Raw genomic sequence first — 15,781 nt, forward strand, 5'->3', positions numbered from 1 at the left:
ATGGGCACGCTTTCGCCGCTCGAAACCGCAACCGGCATGGATGTCCGCTTCGTCGCCCGCCGGCTGTTCGGCTCCGTGCGGCTGCATTTTTCCGAGGGGCGGGAGCGGGCGAGCCGCATCGTTTCGGCGAAACTCGGCCAGTGCCGGCTGACGCGGCTGAATGCGGAGGCGCATCTGGTCGATGGCAGTCGCGTGCTGTCCGATGGCAGCCGGCCGGATATGATCAAGCTGATCATCCAGCCGCATGGTCGCTCTGTCTTCCATCAGGGCGGCTGTGACCTGACCGTCAGTTCACAGGCCCTGGTGATCTACGATCCCGCCTATAGCTACCGGCTCGAAAACCCCATGCCCGTCGAAGTGCTGATGTTGCAGGTGCCGCGCGAGACGCTGCCCCGTGCGGTGGTCGGGCGCCTGCGCCGCCCGATGGCGGCGCCGCTTGCGCCCGGCGGACTACAAAACATCCTGCTTTCGATGATGCAGGGGGCTGTGGTCGAGATGGACCGGCTCGATGCCGCCGGCCGCGAAAGCCTCGGCCGGGCGATGGCGGACCTGACGCGCACAATCATCACCGATTGCTCGCTGGTTGACCATCGGGCCGATGCGCCGCCGCTGGCTTTGCTGTTCGATCGCATCAAGGCTTACGTGGCTGGTAATATCCAGCGGACCGATCTCGACGCGGCGGATATCGCGCGGCGCATGGGCTGCTCGGTGCGCTATGTCTATCGGGCCTTCGAGGCGCAGGGCCTCACACCGGCCGACTTCATCTGGGAGCAGCGCCTTCAGACGGCAGCCGATGCGCTGCGCAACCGCCCGGTCCGTCCCGGCTCCATCGCCGAAGTCGCCTTCGAGTTCGGTTTTTCCTCCAGCGCGCATTTTTCGCGGCTCTTTCGCCAGCGTTACGAGCAGACGCCGTCGCAATGGCGGGAGGCGGCGGAGTGATCCCGCCGCCTCCGTGGGTGGCTCAGGCCTGCATCGCCTCTGCGACGCGCAACGTGTCGGTAAACTGCTCGAAGCGGCGGATCTTGTCGTCCGCCACGCCCCAGACATGCACGACGCGCACATTCATCGCTTTTCCGGTCACCTTGTAGGTGGCCGTGTAATTGCCGATGGCGACCACGTCGTTGCCGGCATCGAGAAGGCGCTCCAGCGTGAAGGTGTAGCCATCCCAGGCCGCACCCAGCGCTGCGAAGACGTTTTGCACGATGGCATCGGGGCCGACATAGGTGCCGGCGCAGGGAAAGCCGTCCATCTCCGTCCAGCGGCAATCCTCGGCGATGTCGGCGAGCATGCCGGCCATGTCGCGGCGGGCGTTGGCGTCGTAGTGGGCTTTGACGATCTCGTAGGCTGTGCGCATCAGACGGGTGCCTCGCCGGGCTGGTAGAAGGTCACGGAGGCCTTGCGGATGAAGGCGCCGGCATTGCTGTTCTGGATCGCGCCCTCACCATTGATGCCGAGGAATTTGCCCGTCGAACGCATGTCGGCGAAGTTGTAGAAGAAGGTCGAGGCGACCGGAATCTTGAACTCGCGGAAGGTGAAGATGTACTGCCCCTCGGCGAATTTGTAGGTGGTGGCAAGGTCCACGTCGCCATGGCCGCGCTGCACGCCGACCAGGCACTGCCATGCATAGCGCTTGGAGGACAGGTAGGTGTGCTCATAGACATGGTTGGGGCTGTAGGTGAAATGGGCGCGCAGGCCGATCAGGTCGCGCGTTTCCTCCGGCACAATGCCGCTTACTTCCCCGCCGGCAATCACGCCCGGCCGGAAGATCTGGCCGACCTGCGGTTCGCCCACCGTCTCCTCCTTCGAGCGCACGATCGAGAGGATCGACAGCGCGCGGCGGGAGGCGAGGTTGAGGATGACGGTCTCGGCTTCGAGCGGTTTTTCGGCGAAGGCGATCTCGACGAAATAGGTGTCGGGGGCGACCTCGACCACCTCGACGCTGTCGGTGCCTGAACCGGAGGCGTCGTTCCAGGTCACCTTGTCCTTGATGAAATCGAGGGCGAGCTCGCGGCCGTCATCGAAATGGACGGTGTGTTTCGTGCCGGCCAGCGCTTCGGTCAAAGGCAGGCGGTTGGTGTCGATGCCATAGGCGAACTGGTCGTAGGTCTTCCAGTCCTTGGGGTTCTGTTGAGCCATTGAAATTCCTCCTCAATCGACAAGGGCCAGCGTCGGCAGGTCGACGGTGGTGGCGCCGCCGTCCACGGTCAGGATGGCGCCGTTGATCATCGCGGCTTCGCCTGACGCCAGGAAGCAGACGGCATTGGCGACCTCCTCCGGCGTTGCCGGCCGGCCGAGCGGCACGTCCTTGGTGACCAGCGCATAGGCTTCCGCAACCGAGTTCAGCTTGAACTTCTCGATGACCATCTGCATCTCCTCGTCCGCCATCGGCGTCGAGACCCAGCCGGGGCAGATGGTGTTGGTGCGCACCCCGAAGCGGCCGTAGTCGCGTGCGAGCGATTTCGCGAGCCCGATGCAGGCGTGCTTCATGGTGACATAGCCGGCGGCATCCGGTCCGGCGAACAGGCCCGCGATCGACGACAGGACGACGATGTTGCCCTTGGAACGCATCAGGTGCGGCAGCGTCTCACGCGCCGAGACGAAGGCGGTGTTGAGGTTGAGCCGCGTGGCGAGCGCCCAGGTCTCGTCGCTCATCGAGACGGTCGGCCCCATGCCGTGACCGCCGGCATTGGCGATCAGGATATCGATGCTGCCGAATTTCTCCGCCGTCGCCGTGACGGCGGCCTTCATGCTGGCGGTATCGGCCGCATCCGCAGCGAAAACGGCGGCGCCGATCTCCTCGGCGACGGCCTGCAACGGCTCCGGCCGTCGGCCGACCAGCGCCACCTTGCCGCCCTCGGCGGCGATGCGCCGCGCGACGGCGGCACCGATACCCGTGCCGCCGCCCGTGACGATGGCAACCTTGTTGTCAAAACGCATGGTTTCCTCCCTTTTCCGCATTGATCATGCAGCGCCGGGGCCATCGCGTCGCGTCCGGTTCTGCACATTCTCTTGTCCAGGGCTGCACCCGGCCGGCCGCCGGGAGATGCGGCTCCCACAAACAAAAAGGCGGCCCGCCGGGCCGCCTTTGGTTCAATAGACCTTTGCCCCCGCCGGCGCCGCGGCCGGCTCGGCGGTTTTGAAGTCGGCGAGCAGTTTCGTCGTAGCATTGGCGAGCAGCGTCACATCGTTGCCGATGGCGACGAAGGTGGCGCCAAGTTCGAGATAGCGCTTGGCAAGGCCGAGATCGCCGATCAGGATGCCGGCCGCCTTGCCATGCGACTGGATCTTCTTCAGCGCCTTCTCCACCTCGGCCTGCACCTCGGGCGCACCGGGTTTTCCGAGAAAACCCATATCGGCGGCGAGGTCGGCCGGACCGATGAAGACGCCGTCAACGCCGTCCGTGCCGGCGATGTCGTCGAGCGCTTCGAGGCCGGCGCGGCTTTCGACTTGCAGCAGCAGGCAGACTTCGTCATTAGCCGTCTGGAGGTAATCCACCGTACGGTTGAAGGCCGAGGCACGCGCAAGGGCGGCACCGACGCCGCGCACGCCATGCGGCGGGTAGCGCACGGCCTTCACCATAGCTTCCGCCATCGCCTTGCTGTCGACCATCGGGATCAGCAACGTCTGCGCACCGATATCGAGCAGCTGCTTGACGATCCAGGTCTCGCCGATCGGCGGGCGGATGACGGCGTGGCTTGAAGACCCTTTCATTGCCTGGAGCTGCGAGACGAGCAGCGGGACGTCGTTTGGCGCGTGTTCGGCGTCGAGCAGCAGCCAGTCGTAACCCGCCTCGGCGCAGATCTCGACCGTGTAGGGATTGGCGAGCGCCTGCCAGAGGCCGATCTGGGGACGGCCTTCCTTCAACGCCTGCTTGAAGCGGTTTTTCGGGGCGGGCATCGAAACCTCCTATGCGAAGAACAGGCTGACCGTGCCGTAAGGGCCGAAATCGCCGACGATTGTATCGCCATGGCGGGCCTCGACGGGGCGGATGAACGAGCCGGCCAGCACGATCTGCCCGGCCTCGATGCCGTCGCCATATTGTGCAAGGCGGTTGGCGAGCCAGGCGACGCCGCGGGCTGGCTGGTTGAGCACCCCGGCGCCAAGGCCGGTTTCCTCTACTTCCGCATTGCGGCTGACAATGGCGCCCATCCAGCGCATGTCGATCTGGTCGGGACGCACCGCGCGGCCGCCCGTGACGATACCGGCATTGGCGGCATTGTCGGAGATCGTGTCGCAGATGGTGCGTGCCTTCTTCGTCTCGGGATCGACGCGCAGGATGCGCGTGTCGAGGATTTCGAGCGCGGGCGTCACGTAGTCGGTGGCGTTCAACACGTCGAAGGCCGTCACGCCGGGGCCTTTCAGCGGCGCCTTCATCACGAAGGCGATTTCCGCCTCGACGCGCGGCTGGATGAAGCGGCCGGCCGGCACGGTGGCGCCGTCCTCGAAGACCATGTCGTCGAACAGCACACCGGAATCGGGAATGTCGATATTCAACGCATATTGCATGGCCTTGGAGGTGAGGCCGATCTTCCAGCCGATGACCTTGCGGCCATCGGCGATCTTCTTCTTCACCCAGGCACCCTGGATCGCATAGGCGTCGTCCATGGTGATGCCGGGGTGCTTCAGCGAGAGCAGGCCCGTCTGGACGCGCGTGCGCTCGGCCTCGTCGAGGCCAAGCGCTGCGGCGCGTATCTGGTCTTGCGTCATCATGGTCGGAAAACCTCGTCGGCGATGGTGTTGCGCAGAAGGCCGATGCCCTCGACCTCCACTTCTACCACGTCGCCCGGCTTCAGCCAGATCGGCGGGTCGAAGCGTGCACCGGCACCCGTCGGCGTGCCGCAGACGATGACGTCGCCCGGTACGAGTGTGGTGAAGGTGGAGATGTAATTGATGATCTTGCGGAAGGAGAAGATCATCCGGCTGGTGCGATCCTGCTGGCGCACCTCGCCGTTGACGCGGGTTTCGAGCTTGATGTCGGCGAGCTGGCTTTCGTCCTTATAAGGCACCAGCCAGGGGCCGATGGAGCCGGTGGTGTCGAAATTCTTGCCCTGCGTGACGTTGAATTTCGCATGCCGCACCCAGTCGCGGATCGTGCCTTCGTTGCAGAGGGTCAGTGCTGCGATGTGATCGAGCGCATCCGCCTCGGCGATGCGGCGGCCGCCCTTGCCGATGACGATGGTGACCTCGCCTTCGTAGTCGAGCTGGGGGCTTTCCGGCGGGCGGATCAGCGGCCGGTCGTGGCCGGTGAAGGAGCGCGGGAAGCGGATGAAGAGGGACGGGTTGGCAGGGGCCGCCTGGCCGTCCTTGTATTCCTCGTTACGATCCGGGAAATTCACGCCGACACAAATGATCTTTTCCGGTGCCGGGATCGGGATCTCATAGGTGATCTCGGAGAGCGGGAAATCCGGCTGGCGATCGGCCGCAGCTTCGACGAGTTCGTCGAAGGCGTTGGCCTCGACCACTTCCCGCAGTGTCGGGAAGCGCGCGCCGAAGCGGGCGGAGAGATCGATCATGCCGTTGCCGGTGATCAGGCCATAGGCCTTGCGTCCGCCCGTGGTGAAGCTCGCAAATCGGGGGTGGTTCACGTCCATGGCCTGATCCCTTCCTTACGGCGCGATGATCGGCTGGGACTTCAGCTTGGCGTCTTCAGGCTCGACGCCGGCAAAGAGGCTGCCGTGCTCGAACCAGGATTTCGGTGCAGCGGCGCCCCAGAGCGTCTGGCGCTGCGGGTCCTTGAGGTCCCACTTGATAGGTTCGAGATCCGGGTCGACGGTCTGGTAGTCCGAGCAGTAGATTTCGATGCGATGACCACCGGGATCGAGGATATAGAGGAAGAAGGCATTGGAAATGCCGTGGCGGCCGGGGCCGCGCTCGATGTTGGAAACCCAGCCGGTCGTCGCCATGAGGTCGAGCAGGTCGATGATGTTGAGCGGCGTCGGCACCCAGAAGGCGGTGTGGTGCAGGCGGGGCCCGCGGCCATTGGTGAAGGCGATGTCGTGCACGCCGCCCTTGCGGTGCGTCCAGGCGGCCCAGAGGCGGCCGGTTTCGGCATCCTCGGTATATTCCGTCACGCGGAAGCCGAGCTCGTTGTAGAAGGCGACGGACGCGTCGACGTCGGGCGAGAAGCAGTTGAAATGATCGATGCGCAGCGGCTTCACGCCGCGATAGAGCGCATATTGCTGGTGGATCGGCGGCAGGCGGTCCATCTTGGTGTAGAATTCCAGCGGGATGCCCATCGGGTCGCGTGTGCGGAAAGTGCGGCCCTGATAGGGGCGCTCGACCCATTCCACCGGCAGGCCCTTGCCCTTGAAGAAATGCACGGCCTTGTCGAGATCGTCCTCGTCGAAGACCTTGAAGCCGAGGTCGCGGGCCTCGGGCTTGTCGGACTTCTTCAGCACGATGCAATGATGGCCGCGCTCTTCCATGGCGCGCAGATAGATCGTGTCGGCGGTCTCGTCCGTCACCTGCAGGCCGAGCGTATCGACATAGAAGGCGCGCGACTTGGCAAGATCGGTGACGCCGAATTCGACATGGCTGAGGCGCACGATGTTGAAGGCCGGGTAGAGATTGGGCTGCGGTACGGGCATGTTGTCCTCCTCAAGCCCGCCTCAAGAAACGAGGACGGGCGCAGTCTATGAACAAGCGGGATCAGCCGCCGAGTTTCGGGCCGGCGGCTTAACCGCCGAGTTTCGGGATCGCGTGGGCGCGGGTGGCGAAGGCGATGTTCTTCGTTTCCATGTAGAAATCGAAGGACCAGTCGCCGCCATCGCGGCCGATGCCGGAATTCTTGACGCCGCCGAAGGGCGTGGGCAGGTGTCGGACGTTTTCCGAGTTCACCCAGATCATGCCCGCATCGAGATGATCGGTGAAGCGGAAGGCGCGGGTGACGTCAGCCGTCCAGAGATAGCCGGTGAGGCCGTACTGGACGTCGTTGGCGAGTGCGAGCGCCTCGGCCTCGTCCTTGAAGGCAATGGCCGTCAGCACGGGGCCGAAGATTTCTTCCTGGGCGATGCGCATCTGGTTGTTCGCGCCGGTGAACAGTGTCGGCGAGACATAGCAGCCGCCGCCGGGCCCGGCGAATTTCTCGCCGCCGGCTGCAACCGTCGCGCCCTCGGATTTGCCAATCTCGATATATTCGAGAACCTTCTTCTCGTGCACCGGATGGATCAGCGGGCCGACGACCGTTTCCGGGTCGAGCGGATGGCCGACCTTGATACGCTTGGCCTTTTCCGCGACCAGCCCGGTGAATTTGTCATAGATGCTCTCTTCCACCAGCAGGCGGGAGGAGGAGGTGCAGCGCTCGCCGTTCAGCGAATAGATCATGAAGACGGCAGCATCCGCGGCGCGTTCGAGGTCCGCATCGGCGAAGACCACGACGGGGTTCTTGCCGCCGAGTTCGAAATGCACGCGCTTCAGCGTGTCGGCGCCCTGCTTCATGATCATCGAGCCGGTGCGGCTTTCGCCGACAAAGCCGATGGCCTTGATGAGGGGGTGTTCGGTCAGTGCCTTGCCGGCATCCTCGCCGAAACCGTTGACGAGGTTCCACACACCTTTCGGCAGGCCGGCGCTTTCGGCGATCTCGACGAGCAGGCGGGCCGTCAGCGGCGAGAATTCGGCCGGCTTGTGCACGATGGTGCAGCCGGCGGCGAGCGCAGGCGCAATCTTCCACGTGGAGAGCATGAACGGCGTGTTCCACGGCGTGATGATACCGACAGGGCCGATCGGCACGCGGGTCGTCATGTTGACTTGGTTTTCCGTGCGCAACGTCTTGCCGTCGCGGGCTTCCGGCGCGCGGTCGGCGAAGAAGCGGAAGTTTTCAGCGCCACGGAGAGCCGCCTTGGCCATGAAACGCAACGACTGCCCGGTATCCATGCATTCGACGAAGGCGATTTCTTCGGCGCGGGCGACGATGGCGTCGGCGACCTTGTGCAGGAGTTTCTTGCGCGTGTCGCCCGGCATCGCAGACCATTCCGCGAAGGCGGCCTTGGCGGTCTTGGCGGCACGGTCGATATCGGCTGCCGTGCCCCGCGCCACCGTCGCCAAAGGCTTCAAGTCGATGGGAGAGATGCTTTCAAAGGTCGCGCCGTCGCCGCCGCCCACGTCTTCGCCGGCGATGCGGTTCAGTACGCCCTTTTCCTTGAAGCGGGCGAGATAGGTTTCCGCCTTCGCGATGTTTTCCTGAAGTTTCGACATGGGGTTTCCTGTTATTTGCCGCGCAGGCGCGGATGAATGGCGTTCTTCTTCCAGCTCAGCTCCGCATCGATCTCACGGATTTCGAGCGAGAGCGCGAAATGCGGCGTCTCGAAAAGAGGAGCGAGCAGCCGGCCGGCGGTGGAAAACAGCGCCTCGCCGGTGCGCTTCTTCTCTTCCGCGCTACGGCCCTTGCCGATGCGTAGGTTCAGGTCGATGAAGGCGTTTTCCGCCAGCCGGTCGGCGATGGCATAGTGATCGGCCTTGAGGGCGCGCACACGCACGGCGCCAACTTCGAAGAGCCCGGTTTCCAGCAGCGTTTCGAGAAGCGCTCTGCAGAGCGCATCAAGGTCGGTGCGGCCTTCGAGATTGGCCGAATATTCGACGGTGAGATGCGGCATTGTTCCTCCCCAAATGCAGTCTTTTATTTAACATGTTAAATAGAGGGGCGCTTGTCAAGAGGATTGTATCGTCATCAGCCGCCGAAGCTGCCGGTCTGGGTCGGCACATGCACATAGTTGCGGTCGAAATAGATGAGCGCATGCCCGTCGCGCCTGCTACGGATGTCCACGACCTCGCCGATGAGAATGTTGTGCGTGCCGACGAGCCGCGCTTCCGTCAGCCGGCAATCAAAGGAAACGATGGCGTCGGTCAGCGCCTGGTTGCCGGAGGGAAGGTCCGTCCAGGTCGCATCGGCGTAGCGCGCCTCCATGTCCGCCTGCTGCCCGGCAAAGGAGGCGGCCAGCGTCTTGTGCTCCTGGGTGAGCACGTTGACGCAGAAGCGGCCGTTCTCAATGAACAGGCCCGTCTGTGCCGAGCGGCTGTTCATGCAGACGAGCAGCGTCGGTGGCTCGTCCGTCACGGAGCACATGGCGGTGGCGGTGAAGCCGCCGCGACCGGCGGCTCCGTTGGTGGTGATCACGTTGACGGGCGCGCAGACCCGGGCCATCGCATTGCGGAATTCGGTCTTGGAGACATTGAGGTCCATGGTCGCACCCTCATTCGGCAGCGTTGGGTAGGGCGTCGTCGCTAAGCGGCGGCAGCCAGGTTTCGCCGGTCCAGCCGCTCTCGTCGTAGTCGGCCATGCATTGGTCGACAAGCGCTTCCATTTCCCGGAGACGCCCGCCGCGTTCGGCGCCCTTCAGCACCTGAAGGCGAACCTCTTCCGGCGCGCCGGCATAGTTCAGCTCGTAGAGCGCATGGCGGCCGCCGAATTCCGTGCCGGTCGCATCCCAGAGCAGCTTCATGATCTTGATGCGCTCGATATGGCCCATATTGTCGGAGCCGCGGACATATTGCGCGAGATAGCGATCGATGTCGGGATTGGCGAAATCCTTGGCCGAGGACGGCAGGTAGATGAGGCCCGAGGCCACTGTGCGGCGCACAATGTCGATGACCTTCGGATAGGCCTCCGACATGAAGGTGCGGTAGCAGAGCGCAGCCTCGAGGTTTGGCAGCACGGCGCCGTTCGCCCAGGGGATCGGGTTATAGGCCATGGCGTTGGAGAAGGCCCAGAACTGGTGACGGATGGCGATGACCTCGCCGAGCATGGCCTGGTTGCCGCGGAAGGCATCGCCGCCGGTGGCGCGCAGCGCCTTGGCAAGCAGCCCGGCCAAAAAGTCCATCTTCACCGCCAGGCGCGTGCAGCCCTGGAAGCAATAGCCGTGCATGAAGCCGGAGGCCGGGTGGAAGGACAGGATTTTGGCCGCATCGCGCAGCACCAGCACGTCTTCCCAGGGCACGAAGACATTGTCGAGCACGAGGATCGCGTCATTCTCGTCGAAGCGCGAGGACAGCGGATAGTCGAAGGGATGCGCCGCCGTATTGGCGGTCTGCTCGTAGGAGACACGGCAGAACATTTTCACGCCCGGCGCATTCATCGGCAGGATGAACATGACGGAGAGCGACGGGTCTTCGGTGACGGTCGCCGAGCTCTGGGCGAGGAAGTTATAGTGCGTCAATGCCGAGGAGGTGGCGACGACCTTGGCGCCGGAGACATAGATGCCGGCATCCGTCTCCTTGGTGATGTGCACGAAGACGTCCTTCACCGCATCGGCCGGCTTGTGGCGGTCGATCGGCGGATTGACAATGGCGTGGTTCATGAAGAGCACGCTTTCCTGCGCTCGGCTGTGCCAGGAAAGGGCATTGTCCTTGAAGGGGCCGTACCAGTCGGCATTGGCGCCGAGCGTGTTCATCAGCGCGGCCTTGTAATCCGCCGTGCGGCCCATCCAGCCGTAGGACATGCGCGCCCAATCGGCGATCGCGCCCTGCTGGGCGACGAGATCGGCCGAGGAGTGGGCGACACGGAAATATTTGTGCGTGTAGCCGCCGGAGCCGGTATCGGTCGGCGAGGTCAGCCGTTCCTGACGCTTGGGATCGTGCAGCGCATCATACATGCGGGCGATGGAGCGGGCGGAATTGCGCATGGAAGGGTGGGTGGTGACGTCGGCGATGCGTTCGCCGTTGATATAGACCTCGCGTCCGTCCCGAAGGCTGGCGAGATATTCGGCGCCGGTGAACGGCCGGGTCTTTTCTCTGCGATGATCTTCCGCGCGCATGGGGGTGTCCTCCTCAAAAATCCTGACAAATGCTAGGTCGGGGACAGCGGATGCGCCATGGACAAAGCGGGCAATTCGCTGGTACTTTTTCCGGCATGACCGCGAGCCGCGATGTTCCAGCCTTTTTCGTCTACGGCGAGCCGAGCCGCGCGCTCGATGTTGGCTTCCTGCATGTCGAAACGGTGATGGAGCGCAAGAGCTTGCATTTCGGGCGGGTCGCGCCGCACAAACACCCGCTGATGGGGCAGCTGACCTATTGGTTCAAGGGGGCGGGGCGCTACCAGATCGAAGACCGGACTTGGAATTTTTCCGCTCCGGCGACCAGTTTCGTGCCGAGCAACGTGGTGCATGGTTTCGAGGTGGACGAGCAATCCGACGCCATCGTCGTGTCGATCTCGGACGATCTGCTGCGGGCCATGGCTTCGCAGGTGGATTTGTCGCTGACAGAGCCCGTGCTGCTATCCGGCGAAGCCGATGCGCCGGGATTTTCGCGCATCGGCGTGCTGCTTTCCATGGTGATGGACGAATATCGCGGCGGTGCGGCGGCGAGCGAGCGGGTCATGGCCGGGCTGATCGGCGTCGTGCTGTCGCTGATGGCGCGGCTTGGCGGCACGGTCGGTTTTGAGGTGGCAGCACCCGTGGTGGCGCTCGGGCTGGAGCTGCGCCGGGCGATCGACCGGCACTATCGCGAGGACTGGCCGGTTGGGCGCTATGTCGAGACCCTGGCGACGACGCCCCATCTGCTCGACAAGGCGGCGCGCGCGGTGTTCGGCCAGACGGTGAAGGACATGGTGCTGGAGCGGCGCCTCTTGGAAGCCAAGCGCCTGCTGCGCTTCACCATCCGTCCCATGGAGGATATCGGCCGGGAGATCGGTTTCGAGGATCCCGCCTATTTTTCGCGTTTCTTCCGCAAGCGGACGGGGTCTTCCCCCTCCGATTGGCGCCGGCAGAACTCGGAAGCCGCCGGCGCCGGCTGATCAGGCGTCCTGCCAGGTCGGGGAAAGCTCTTCGCGGAATGCGAAGCGCACGAGGTGGCGGATGACCACGTCCTTCAGCTGCTCCATATCCTCGGCATTAGGTGCCGTGAGGGCGATGCGCAGCGCGCCGTTCTCCGTCTTCAGCCGGCATTCGCCAATCGAGAAGGTGATCGATCCCGCATGTTCATCGAAGGTGACGGTGAGCTTGTGGGCAAAATGCTTGCAGAGCTGCTGCAGGTATTTGCTGGCATGCTCGGTCGGGATGGCGGTCGTGCTTGTGGTCATCAGCTTTTCTCCACGGTTTGGGCGGCAAGGTCGAGGGCGGCGGCGATGGCCTCGGCTGAGGCCGCATCGAGATCGCCGCGTTTCAGGCGCAGCCGCAAGGCAAGTTTCAGGTTTTCCATGCCGCGAACGACGGGGGCGGGCACGCCCTCGCGGCCGCCGGGGCCTCCACCGCCGGCCCGTGCCATCAGGTCGTCGATGGCAGCGCGGTTGGCGGCGAGGAAGGCCTTGCCATCAGGCGTGATGCTGTAGCGCTTGCGCCCGCCTTCGGCCGGCTCGATGGCCGCATAGCCCATGTCGTCGAGCCAGGAAAGCGTCGGATAGACGACGCCGGGGCTCGGGCTGTAGCTGCCGCCGAAGCGCTCCTCGACGGTCTTGATCAGCTCATACCCATGGCTCGGCGCATCCGAGATGATGGCGAGCAGCAGCAGGCGCAGTTCGCCATAGTCGAAGAGGCGCCCGCCATGCCGGCCGCCCCGGCCGGGACCATGAGGTCGGCCGCGATGAAAAGGACCCGAACGGTCGTCGGGCGGTGAAAAGTGGCGGTGAGGGCCGCATCCCATTCTGTGTCTCATGAAGTCGATATAAATCTCGATATATCGAAAATCAAGATATATCGAGATTTATATCTTTCAAAAGATTTTGCGGGTCGCTATCGTCGTATCCAGAAAAATATAGCGATGGAGATGCGTGTGGTCCGGCTGAACGAAATCCGTGAGAACGAGGTGGCGATATCGGCGCCGGAGGCTGCCGATGCGGAGATCGTCTTCATCGGCCGCATTTCGACGCCCTGGACCTCGCGCATGGAAACGCCATGGCAGGGGCGTCCTGACGGCCCGGTCTGCACGATCGAGATTTTCGAACCCTGGGTGCAGGCGCTGACGGGCGTCGAGCGCTATGAACGGCTGGAAGTGCTTTATTGGCTGCACCAGTCGCGCCGCGATCTCGTGCTGCAAAGCCCAGCCTCGAACGGCGAGGTGCACGGCACGTTTTCGCTGCGCTCGCCGGTGCGGCCGAATCCTATCGGCACCTCGATCGTGCTGCTGGAAAGGATCGAGGGCAAGACGCTCTTCGTGCGCGGCCTCGATTGCCTCGACGGCACGCCGCTTGTTGACCTCAAGCCGGATCGCACGCTCTTCAAGCCGATCGCGCCGCGCCAGAAGGGTGACGACGAGACCGACGAAGTGCATATGTGCAAGAAGGTTGACTAGGGAGCTTTCGGCTCCTTAGTCGTCCACGGCCACCATGACATCCGATGCCTTGACAACGGCATAGGCCTCCTGCCCGGCGGCAAGGCCGAGTTCGTTCACCGCCTCGTTGGTGATGGCTGCGGTGATGATCGAGCCGCCGACGTCGATGCGGACATGGGCGGTGGTCGCGCCGAGAATGACTTCGACGATCTTGCCCTTCAGGCGGTTGCGTGCGCTGATCTTCATGTTGGTCTCCTTTGGTTTCATGGGGAGATTTAGCGGAATCGTCGTGGAATCCTAGGTTGGCTCCGTTAATTCGTATTTGAATAGATCATTCCTATGTGCCAGTGTTCGCGCTCTGGAGGAGGCCCCGAATGATCGTCGATACCCATCTGCATCTCATCTACCGCGACCGGCTCTCCTATCCCTGGCTTTCCAGCGTGCCGCCGCTCGATGCGGATTTCACGCAGGACCTTTATGCGCGCGAAGCCCGGCGGCTCGGTATCGTCGCGGCGCTGCATATGGAAGTCGATGTTGCCGAAAGCGACATTCCGCGTGAAACGGAGATGGTGAAGGGGCTGTCTGGCGAGGACGGCAGTCTGCTTGTCGGCGCGATCGCCTCCTGCCGGCCGGAATCACCGGATTTCCCGGCCTATCTCGAGACGGTTCTCGCCAATCCCTTCGTGCGCGGTTTCCGCCGTGTGCTGCATGTGATGCCGGACGATCTGTCCGAAGGCGCGCTGTTTCGCGAAAACATCAGGCGTCTGGCGGGTACCGGTCTCAACTTCGATCTTTGCGTCCTGCCGCACCAGATCGACAAGGCGATAGCACTTGCCGATCTCGCGCCCGATGTCTCCTTCGTTCTCGACCATTGCGGCGTGCCTGACATCAAGGGCGGCGGTTTCGACGTCTGGAAGGGACCGGTCGCCGACATCGCGCGCCGGCCGAACATGACCGTGAAGCTCTCGGGTATCCCGGCCTATGGTTCGGAAAGCTGGACGCTGGAGGACCTGAAGCCCTATTTCGCCCATATCGCCGAAAGCTTCGGCTTCGACCGCATGGTCTGGGGCAGCGACTGGCCGGTCTGCACGCTCGGCGGCGGGCTTTCCACCTGGATCGGCGCGACGCAGGCGCTTCTCTCCGGTGTGAGCCTGGAGGAGAAGCGCCGCGTGCTTTCCGAAAACGCGCGGCGGCTGTGGAAGCTCTGATCAGCGCCAGCGCGCGGTGCGGGCGATCCATTCTCGAGCGCGCGCCTCCGGGTCGGCGTTCAGCGTGATGTCCGTCACCACGGCCGCGCTGTCGGCGCCGTTTTCGAAGACGGCGGGCAGGCGATCCGGGTTGAGGCCGCCGATGGCGACGAGCGGGATCGGCGCGATCCGTGTTTTCCAGTCCCGCAGTTTTTCCGCCCCTTGCGGCGCCCATTTCATCTTTTTCAGGATGGTGGGCCAGACGGGGCCGAGTGCGATATAATCGGGTTTTGCGGCAAGTGCCGTGTCAAGCTCGGCCTCGTCATGGGTGGAGAGGCCAAGCTTCAGTCCGGCGGCACGGATGGCGGCAATGTCGGCATGTGCAAGGTCCTCCTGCCCGAGATGCACGACGTCGCAGGCCTCCTTGATGGCGATCTGCCAGTGGTCGTTGACGATGAGCTGGCAGCCGTGTTCTTCGCAGGTCGCCTTGGCGCGGCGGATTTCGTCGCGCAGCCGGTGCTCGGGTACGTTTTTCATGCGCAGTTGCACAAGCCTGACGCCGACGGGCACGAGGCGATCGATCCAGTCGGCGCTGTCGACGATGAGGTAGAAGGGGTCGAGCTTCACGAGAACACCGCCTTTCCGATGACGGGCGTGGAGGGGACGGCCATGTCGCGCGGTTCCAGCGGCACGGCCTGATGGGCGAGCCGGCCGGCGGTGATGGTCAGCGCAAAGGCCTCGGCCATGGCTGCGGGATCGCCTGCACCGGCGACGGCGGTGTTGAGCAGCACGGCGTCATAGCCGCGCTCCATGACGTCGGCGGCGTGCGAGGGGCGGCCGATACCGGCATCGACGATCAGCGGGATCTCAGGGAAATGCGCGCGAAACGCCCTGAGCGCCATCGGGTTGACCGGCCCCATGGCCGAGCCGATCGGCGCACACCAGGGCATCAATACGCGGCAACCGGCTTCCAGCAGCTTTTCCGCCACGACGAGATCGTCCGTCGTATAGGGGAAGACCTGAAAGCCCTCGCCGGTGAGGATGCGGGCGGCCTCGACGAGGCCGAAGACATCGGGCTGGAGCGTATCGTGATGACCGATCACCTCGAGCTTGATCCAGTCGGTGCGGAAGACGTCACGCGCCATCTTCGCTGTCAGCACCGCTTCCTTCACGCTGTGGCAACCGGCGGTGTTGGGAAGCACACGCACGCCGAGATCGCGGATCAGCTCGAAGAAGGCGCCGCCCGACTTGCCGCCTGCGGTTTCACGACGCAGCGAGACCGTGACGATCTCCGTCCTCGAGCGCCGCACCGCCTCCGCGAGGATCGCTGGAGAGGGGTAACGGGCGGTGCCGAGCAGCAGACGGGATTGCACGGCGATATCGTAGAGTTTCAGCAT

20 protein-coding genes are annotated in these 15,781 nt (G+C 64.0%); 4 read left to right on the forward strand and 16 right to left on the reverse strand.

The genetic code is table 11. The features are described from left to right. The gene (locus AC27VQ_RS06175; RefSeq protein WP_488715612.1) at window positions 1–939 is read left to right on the forward strand and encodes a helix-turn-helix domain-containing protein; all 939 of its coding nucleotides are present in this window, start codon (window positions 1–3) and stop codon (window positions 937–939) included. A 22-nt stretch (window positions 940–961) separates the two neighbouring features. Here the strand turns inward: AC27VQ_RS06175 and AC27VQ_RS06180 are convergent, their stop codons facing one another. From AC27VQ_RS06180 to AC27VQ_RS06230, 11 genes are all read right to left on the reverse strand, one after another. Next, window positions 962–1,354, reverse strand: a complete 393-nt coding sequence (locus AC27VQ_RS06180) for a nuclear transport factor 2 family protein (protein ID WP_488715613.1) — start codon at window positions 1,352–1,354, stop codon at window positions 962–964. After that, window positions 1,354–2,136: a MoaF C-terminal domain-containing protein gene (locus AC27VQ_RS06185; RefSeq protein ID WP_488715614.1), complete on the reverse strand. Its 783-nt coding sequence runs from the start codon at window positions 2,134–2,136 to the stop codon at window positions 1,354–1,356. Before AC27VQ_RS06185 ends, AC27VQ_RS06180 begins: the two co-directional genes overlap by 1 nt. 12 nt (window positions 2,137–2,148) lie before the next feature. Further along, the gene (locus AC27VQ_RS06190) at window positions 2,149–2,937 is read right to left on the reverse strand and encodes an SDR family NAD(P)-dependent oxidoreductase (protein ID WP_421594081.1); all 789 of its coding nucleotides are present in this window, start codon (window positions 2,935–2,937) and stop codon (window positions 2,149–2,151) included. A 153-nt stretch (window positions 2,938–3,090) separates the two neighbouring features. Further along, a complete protein-coding gene (gene hpaI, locus AC27VQ_RS06195) occupies window positions 3,091–3,897 on the reverse strand; it encodes a 4-hydroxy-2-oxoheptanedioate aldolase (protein WP_488715615.1) in 807 nt (268 codons plus the stop codon). 9 nt (window positions 3,898–3,906) lie between these two features. After that, a complete protein-coding gene (gene hpaH / locus AC27VQ_RS06200; RefSeq protein ID WP_488715616.1) occupies window positions 3,907–4,710 on the reverse strand; it encodes a 2-oxo-hept-4-ene-1,7-dioate hydratase in 804 nt (267 codons plus the stop codon). Then, window positions 4,707–5,591, reverse strand: coding sequence for a fumarylacetoacetate hydrolase family protein (locus AC27VQ_RS06205; RefSeq protein WP_488715617.1), 885 nt, complete (start codon window positions 5,589–5,591; stop codon window positions 4,707–4,709). The genes hpaH and AC27VQ_RS06205 overlap by 4 nt, the downstream gene beginning before the upstream one ends. Before the next feature lie 15 nt (window positions 5,592–5,606). After that, window positions 5,607–6,587: a 3,4-dihydroxyphenylacetate 2,3-dioxygenase gene (hpaD, locus tag AC27VQ_RS06210; RefSeq protein WP_488715618.1), complete on the reverse strand. Its 981-nt coding sequence runs from the start codon at window positions 6,585–6,587 to the stop codon at window positions 5,607–5,609. Window positions 6,588–6,675: 88 nt separating this feature from the next. Next, the gene (gene hpaE, locus AC27VQ_RS06215; protein ID WP_488715619.1) at window positions 6,676–8,193 is read right to left on the reverse strand and encodes a 5-carboxymethyl-2-hydroxymuconate semialdehyde dehydrogenase; all 1,518 of its coding nucleotides are present in this window, start codon (window positions 8,191–8,193) and stop codon (window positions 6,676–6,678) included. A gap of 11 nt (window positions 8,194–8,204) precedes the next feature. Continuing rightward, the gene (locus AC27VQ_RS06220; RefSeq protein ID WP_488715620.1) at window positions 8,205–8,591 is read right to left on the reverse strand and encodes a 5-carboxymethyl-2-hydroxymuconate Delta-isomerase; all 387 of its coding nucleotides are present in this window, start codon (window positions 8,589–8,591) and stop codon (window positions 8,205–8,207) included. A gap of 74 nt (window positions 8,592–8,665) precedes the next feature. After that, window positions 8,666–9,178, reverse strand: coding sequence for a flavin reductase (locus AC27VQ_RS06225; RefSeq protein ID WP_488715621.1), 513 nt, complete (start codon window positions 9,176–9,178; stop codon window positions 8,666–8,668). Between the two features lie 10 nt (window positions 9,179–9,188). Beyond that, on the reverse strand, window positions 9,189–10,748 hold the full coding sequence (locus tag AC27VQ_RS06230) for a 4-hydroxyphenylacetate 3-hydroxylase N-terminal domain-containing protein (RefSeq protein ID WP_488715622.1): 1,560 nt from the start codon (window positions 10,746–10,748) through the stop codon (window positions 9,189–9,191). A 95-nt stretch (window positions 10,749–10,843) separates the two neighbouring features. On the opposite strand from AC27VQ_RS06230, the gene AC27VQ_RS06235 reads away from it, so the two are divergent. Further along, window positions 10,844–11,725: a helix-turn-helix domain-containing protein gene (locus tag AC27VQ_RS06235; RefSeq protein WP_488715623.1), complete on the forward strand. Its 882-nt coding sequence runs from the start codon at window positions 10,844–10,846 to the stop codon at window positions 11,723–11,725. Here AC27VQ_RS06235 and AC27VQ_RS06240 read toward each other — a convergent pair whose 3' ends face one another. After that, on the reverse strand, window positions 11,726–12,010 hold the full coding sequence (locus AC27VQ_RS06240) for a DUF2218 domain-containing protein (protein ID WP_488715624.1): 285 nt from the start codon (window positions 12,008–12,010) through the stop codon (window positions 11,726–11,728). Continuing rightward, a complete protein-coding gene (locus AC27VQ_RS06245) occupies window positions 12,010–12,570 on the reverse strand; it encodes a PadR family transcriptional regulator (protein ID WP_488715625.1) in 561 nt (186 codons plus the stop codon). Before AC27VQ_RS06245 ends, AC27VQ_RS06240 begins: the two co-directional genes overlap by 1 nt. A 129-nt stretch (window positions 12,571–12,699) precedes the next feature. Here AC27VQ_RS06245 and tsaA point away from each other — a divergent pair, with 129 nt between their 5' ends. Continuing rightward, window positions 12,700–13,218: a tRNA (N6-threonylcarbamoyladenosine(37)-N6)-methyltransferase TrmO gene (gene tsaA / locus AC27VQ_RS06250; RefSeq protein WP_488715626.1), complete on the forward strand. Its 519-nt coding sequence runs from the start codon at window positions 12,700–12,702 to the stop codon at window positions 13,216–13,218. A gap of 15 nt (window positions 13,219–13,233) precedes the next feature. Here tsaA and AC27VQ_RS06255 read toward each other — a convergent pair whose 3' ends face one another. Next, window positions 13,234–13,443, reverse strand: coding sequence for a TOBE domain-containing protein (locus tag AC27VQ_RS06255; protein WP_313525090.1), 210 nt, complete (start codon window positions 13,441–13,443; stop codon window positions 13,234–13,236). A gap of 128 nt (window positions 13,444–13,571) precedes the next feature. Here AC27VQ_RS06255 and AC27VQ_RS06260 point away from each other — a divergent pair, with 128 nt between their 5' ends. Further along, window positions 13,572–14,405, forward strand: coding sequence for an amidohydrolase family protein (locus AC27VQ_RS06260; RefSeq protein WP_488715627.1), 834 nt, complete (start codon window positions 13,572–13,574; stop codon window positions 14,403–14,405). On the opposite strand, the gene AC27VQ_RS06265 is transcribed toward AC27VQ_RS06260, so the two are convergent. Both AC27VQ_RS06265 and AC27VQ_RS06270 read right to left on the reverse strand, forming a co-directional pair. Then, on the reverse strand, window positions 14,406–15,011 hold the full coding sequence (locus AC27VQ_RS06265) for a thiamine phosphate synthase (RefSeq protein ID WP_488715628.1): 606 nt from the start codon (window positions 15,009–15,011) through the stop codon (window positions 14,406–14,408). Continuing rightward, entirely contained in the window at window positions 15,008–15,781 is a 774-nt protein-coding gene (locus tag AC27VQ_RS06270; RefSeq protein WP_488715629.1) for a thiazole synthase, read from the reverse strand. The genes AC27VQ_RS06265 and AC27VQ_RS06270 overlap by 4 nt, the downstream gene beginning before the upstream one ends.

The organism is Shinella sp. 20P9.1.1, assembly GCF_057798995.1.

Coding starts and splice junctions, on each gene's coding strand:
- AC27VQ_RS06175 (WP_488715612.1), top strand. CDS start 1: ATGGGCACGCTTTCGCCGCTCGAAACCGCAACCGGCATGGATGTCCGC.
- AC27VQ_RS06180 (WP_488715613.1), bottom strand. CDS start 1,354: ATGCGCACAGCCTACGAGATCGTCAAAGCCCACTACGACGCCAACGCC.
- AC27VQ_RS06185 (WP_488715614.1), bottom strand. CDS start 2,136: ATGGCTCAACAGAACCCCAAGGACTGGAAGACCTACGACCAGTTCGCC.
- AC27VQ_RS06190 (WP_421594081.1), bottom strand. CDS start 2,937: ATGCGTTTTGACAACAAGGTTGCCATCGTCACGGGCGGCGGCACGGGT.
- hpaI (WP_488715615.1), bottom strand. CDS start 3,897: ATGCCCGCCCCGAAAAACCGCTTCAAGCAGGCGTTGAAGGAAGGCCGT.
- hpaH (WP_488715616.1), bottom strand. CDS start 4,710: ATGATGACGCAAGACCAGATACGCGCCGCAGCGCTTGGCCTCGACGAG.
- AC27VQ_RS06205 (WP_488715617.1), bottom strand. CDS start 5,591: ATGGACGTGAACCACCCCCGATTTGCGAGCTTCACCACGGGCGGACGC.
- hpaD (WP_488715618.1), bottom strand. CDS start 6,587: ATGCCCGTACCGCAGCCCAATCTCTACCCGGCCTTCAACATCGTGCGC.
- hpaE (WP_488715619.1), bottom strand. CDS start 8,193: ATGTCGAAACTTCAGGAAAACATCGCGAAGGCGGAAACCTATCTCGCC.
- AC27VQ_RS06220 (WP_488715620.1), bottom strand. CDS start 8,591: ATGCCGCATCTCACCGTCGAATATTCGGCCAATCTCGAAGGCCGCACC.
- AC27VQ_RS06225 (WP_488715621.1), bottom strand. CDS start 9,178: ATGGACCTCAATGTCTCCAAGACCGAATTCCGCAATGCGATGGCCCGG.
- AC27VQ_RS06230 (WP_488715622.1), bottom strand. CDS start 10,748: ATGCGCGCGGAAGATCATCGCAGAGAAAAGACCCGGCCGTTCACCGGC.
- AC27VQ_RS06235 (WP_488715623.1), top strand. CDS start 10,844: ATGACCGCGAGCCGCGATGTTCCAGCCTTTTTCGTCTACGGCGAGCCG.
- AC27VQ_RS06240 (WP_488715624.1), bottom strand. CDS start 12,010: ATGACCACAAGCACGACCGCCATCCCGACCGAGCATGCCAGCAAATAC.
- AC27VQ_RS06245 (WP_488715625.1), bottom strand. CDS start 12,570: ATGGGATGCGGCCCTCACCGCCACTTTTCACCGCCCGACGACCGTTCG.
- AC27VQ_RS06255 (WP_313525090.1), bottom strand. CDS start 13,443: ATGAAGATCAGCGCACGCAACCGCCTGAAGGGCAAGATCGTCGAAGTC.
- AC27VQ_RS06260 (WP_488715627.1), top strand. CDS start 13,572: ATGATCGTCGATACCCATCTGCATCTCATCTACCGCGACCGGCTCTCC.
- AC27VQ_RS06270 (WP_488715629.1), bottom strand. CDS start 15,781: ATGCTGAAACTCTACGATATCGCCGTGCAATCCCGTCTGCTGCTCGGC.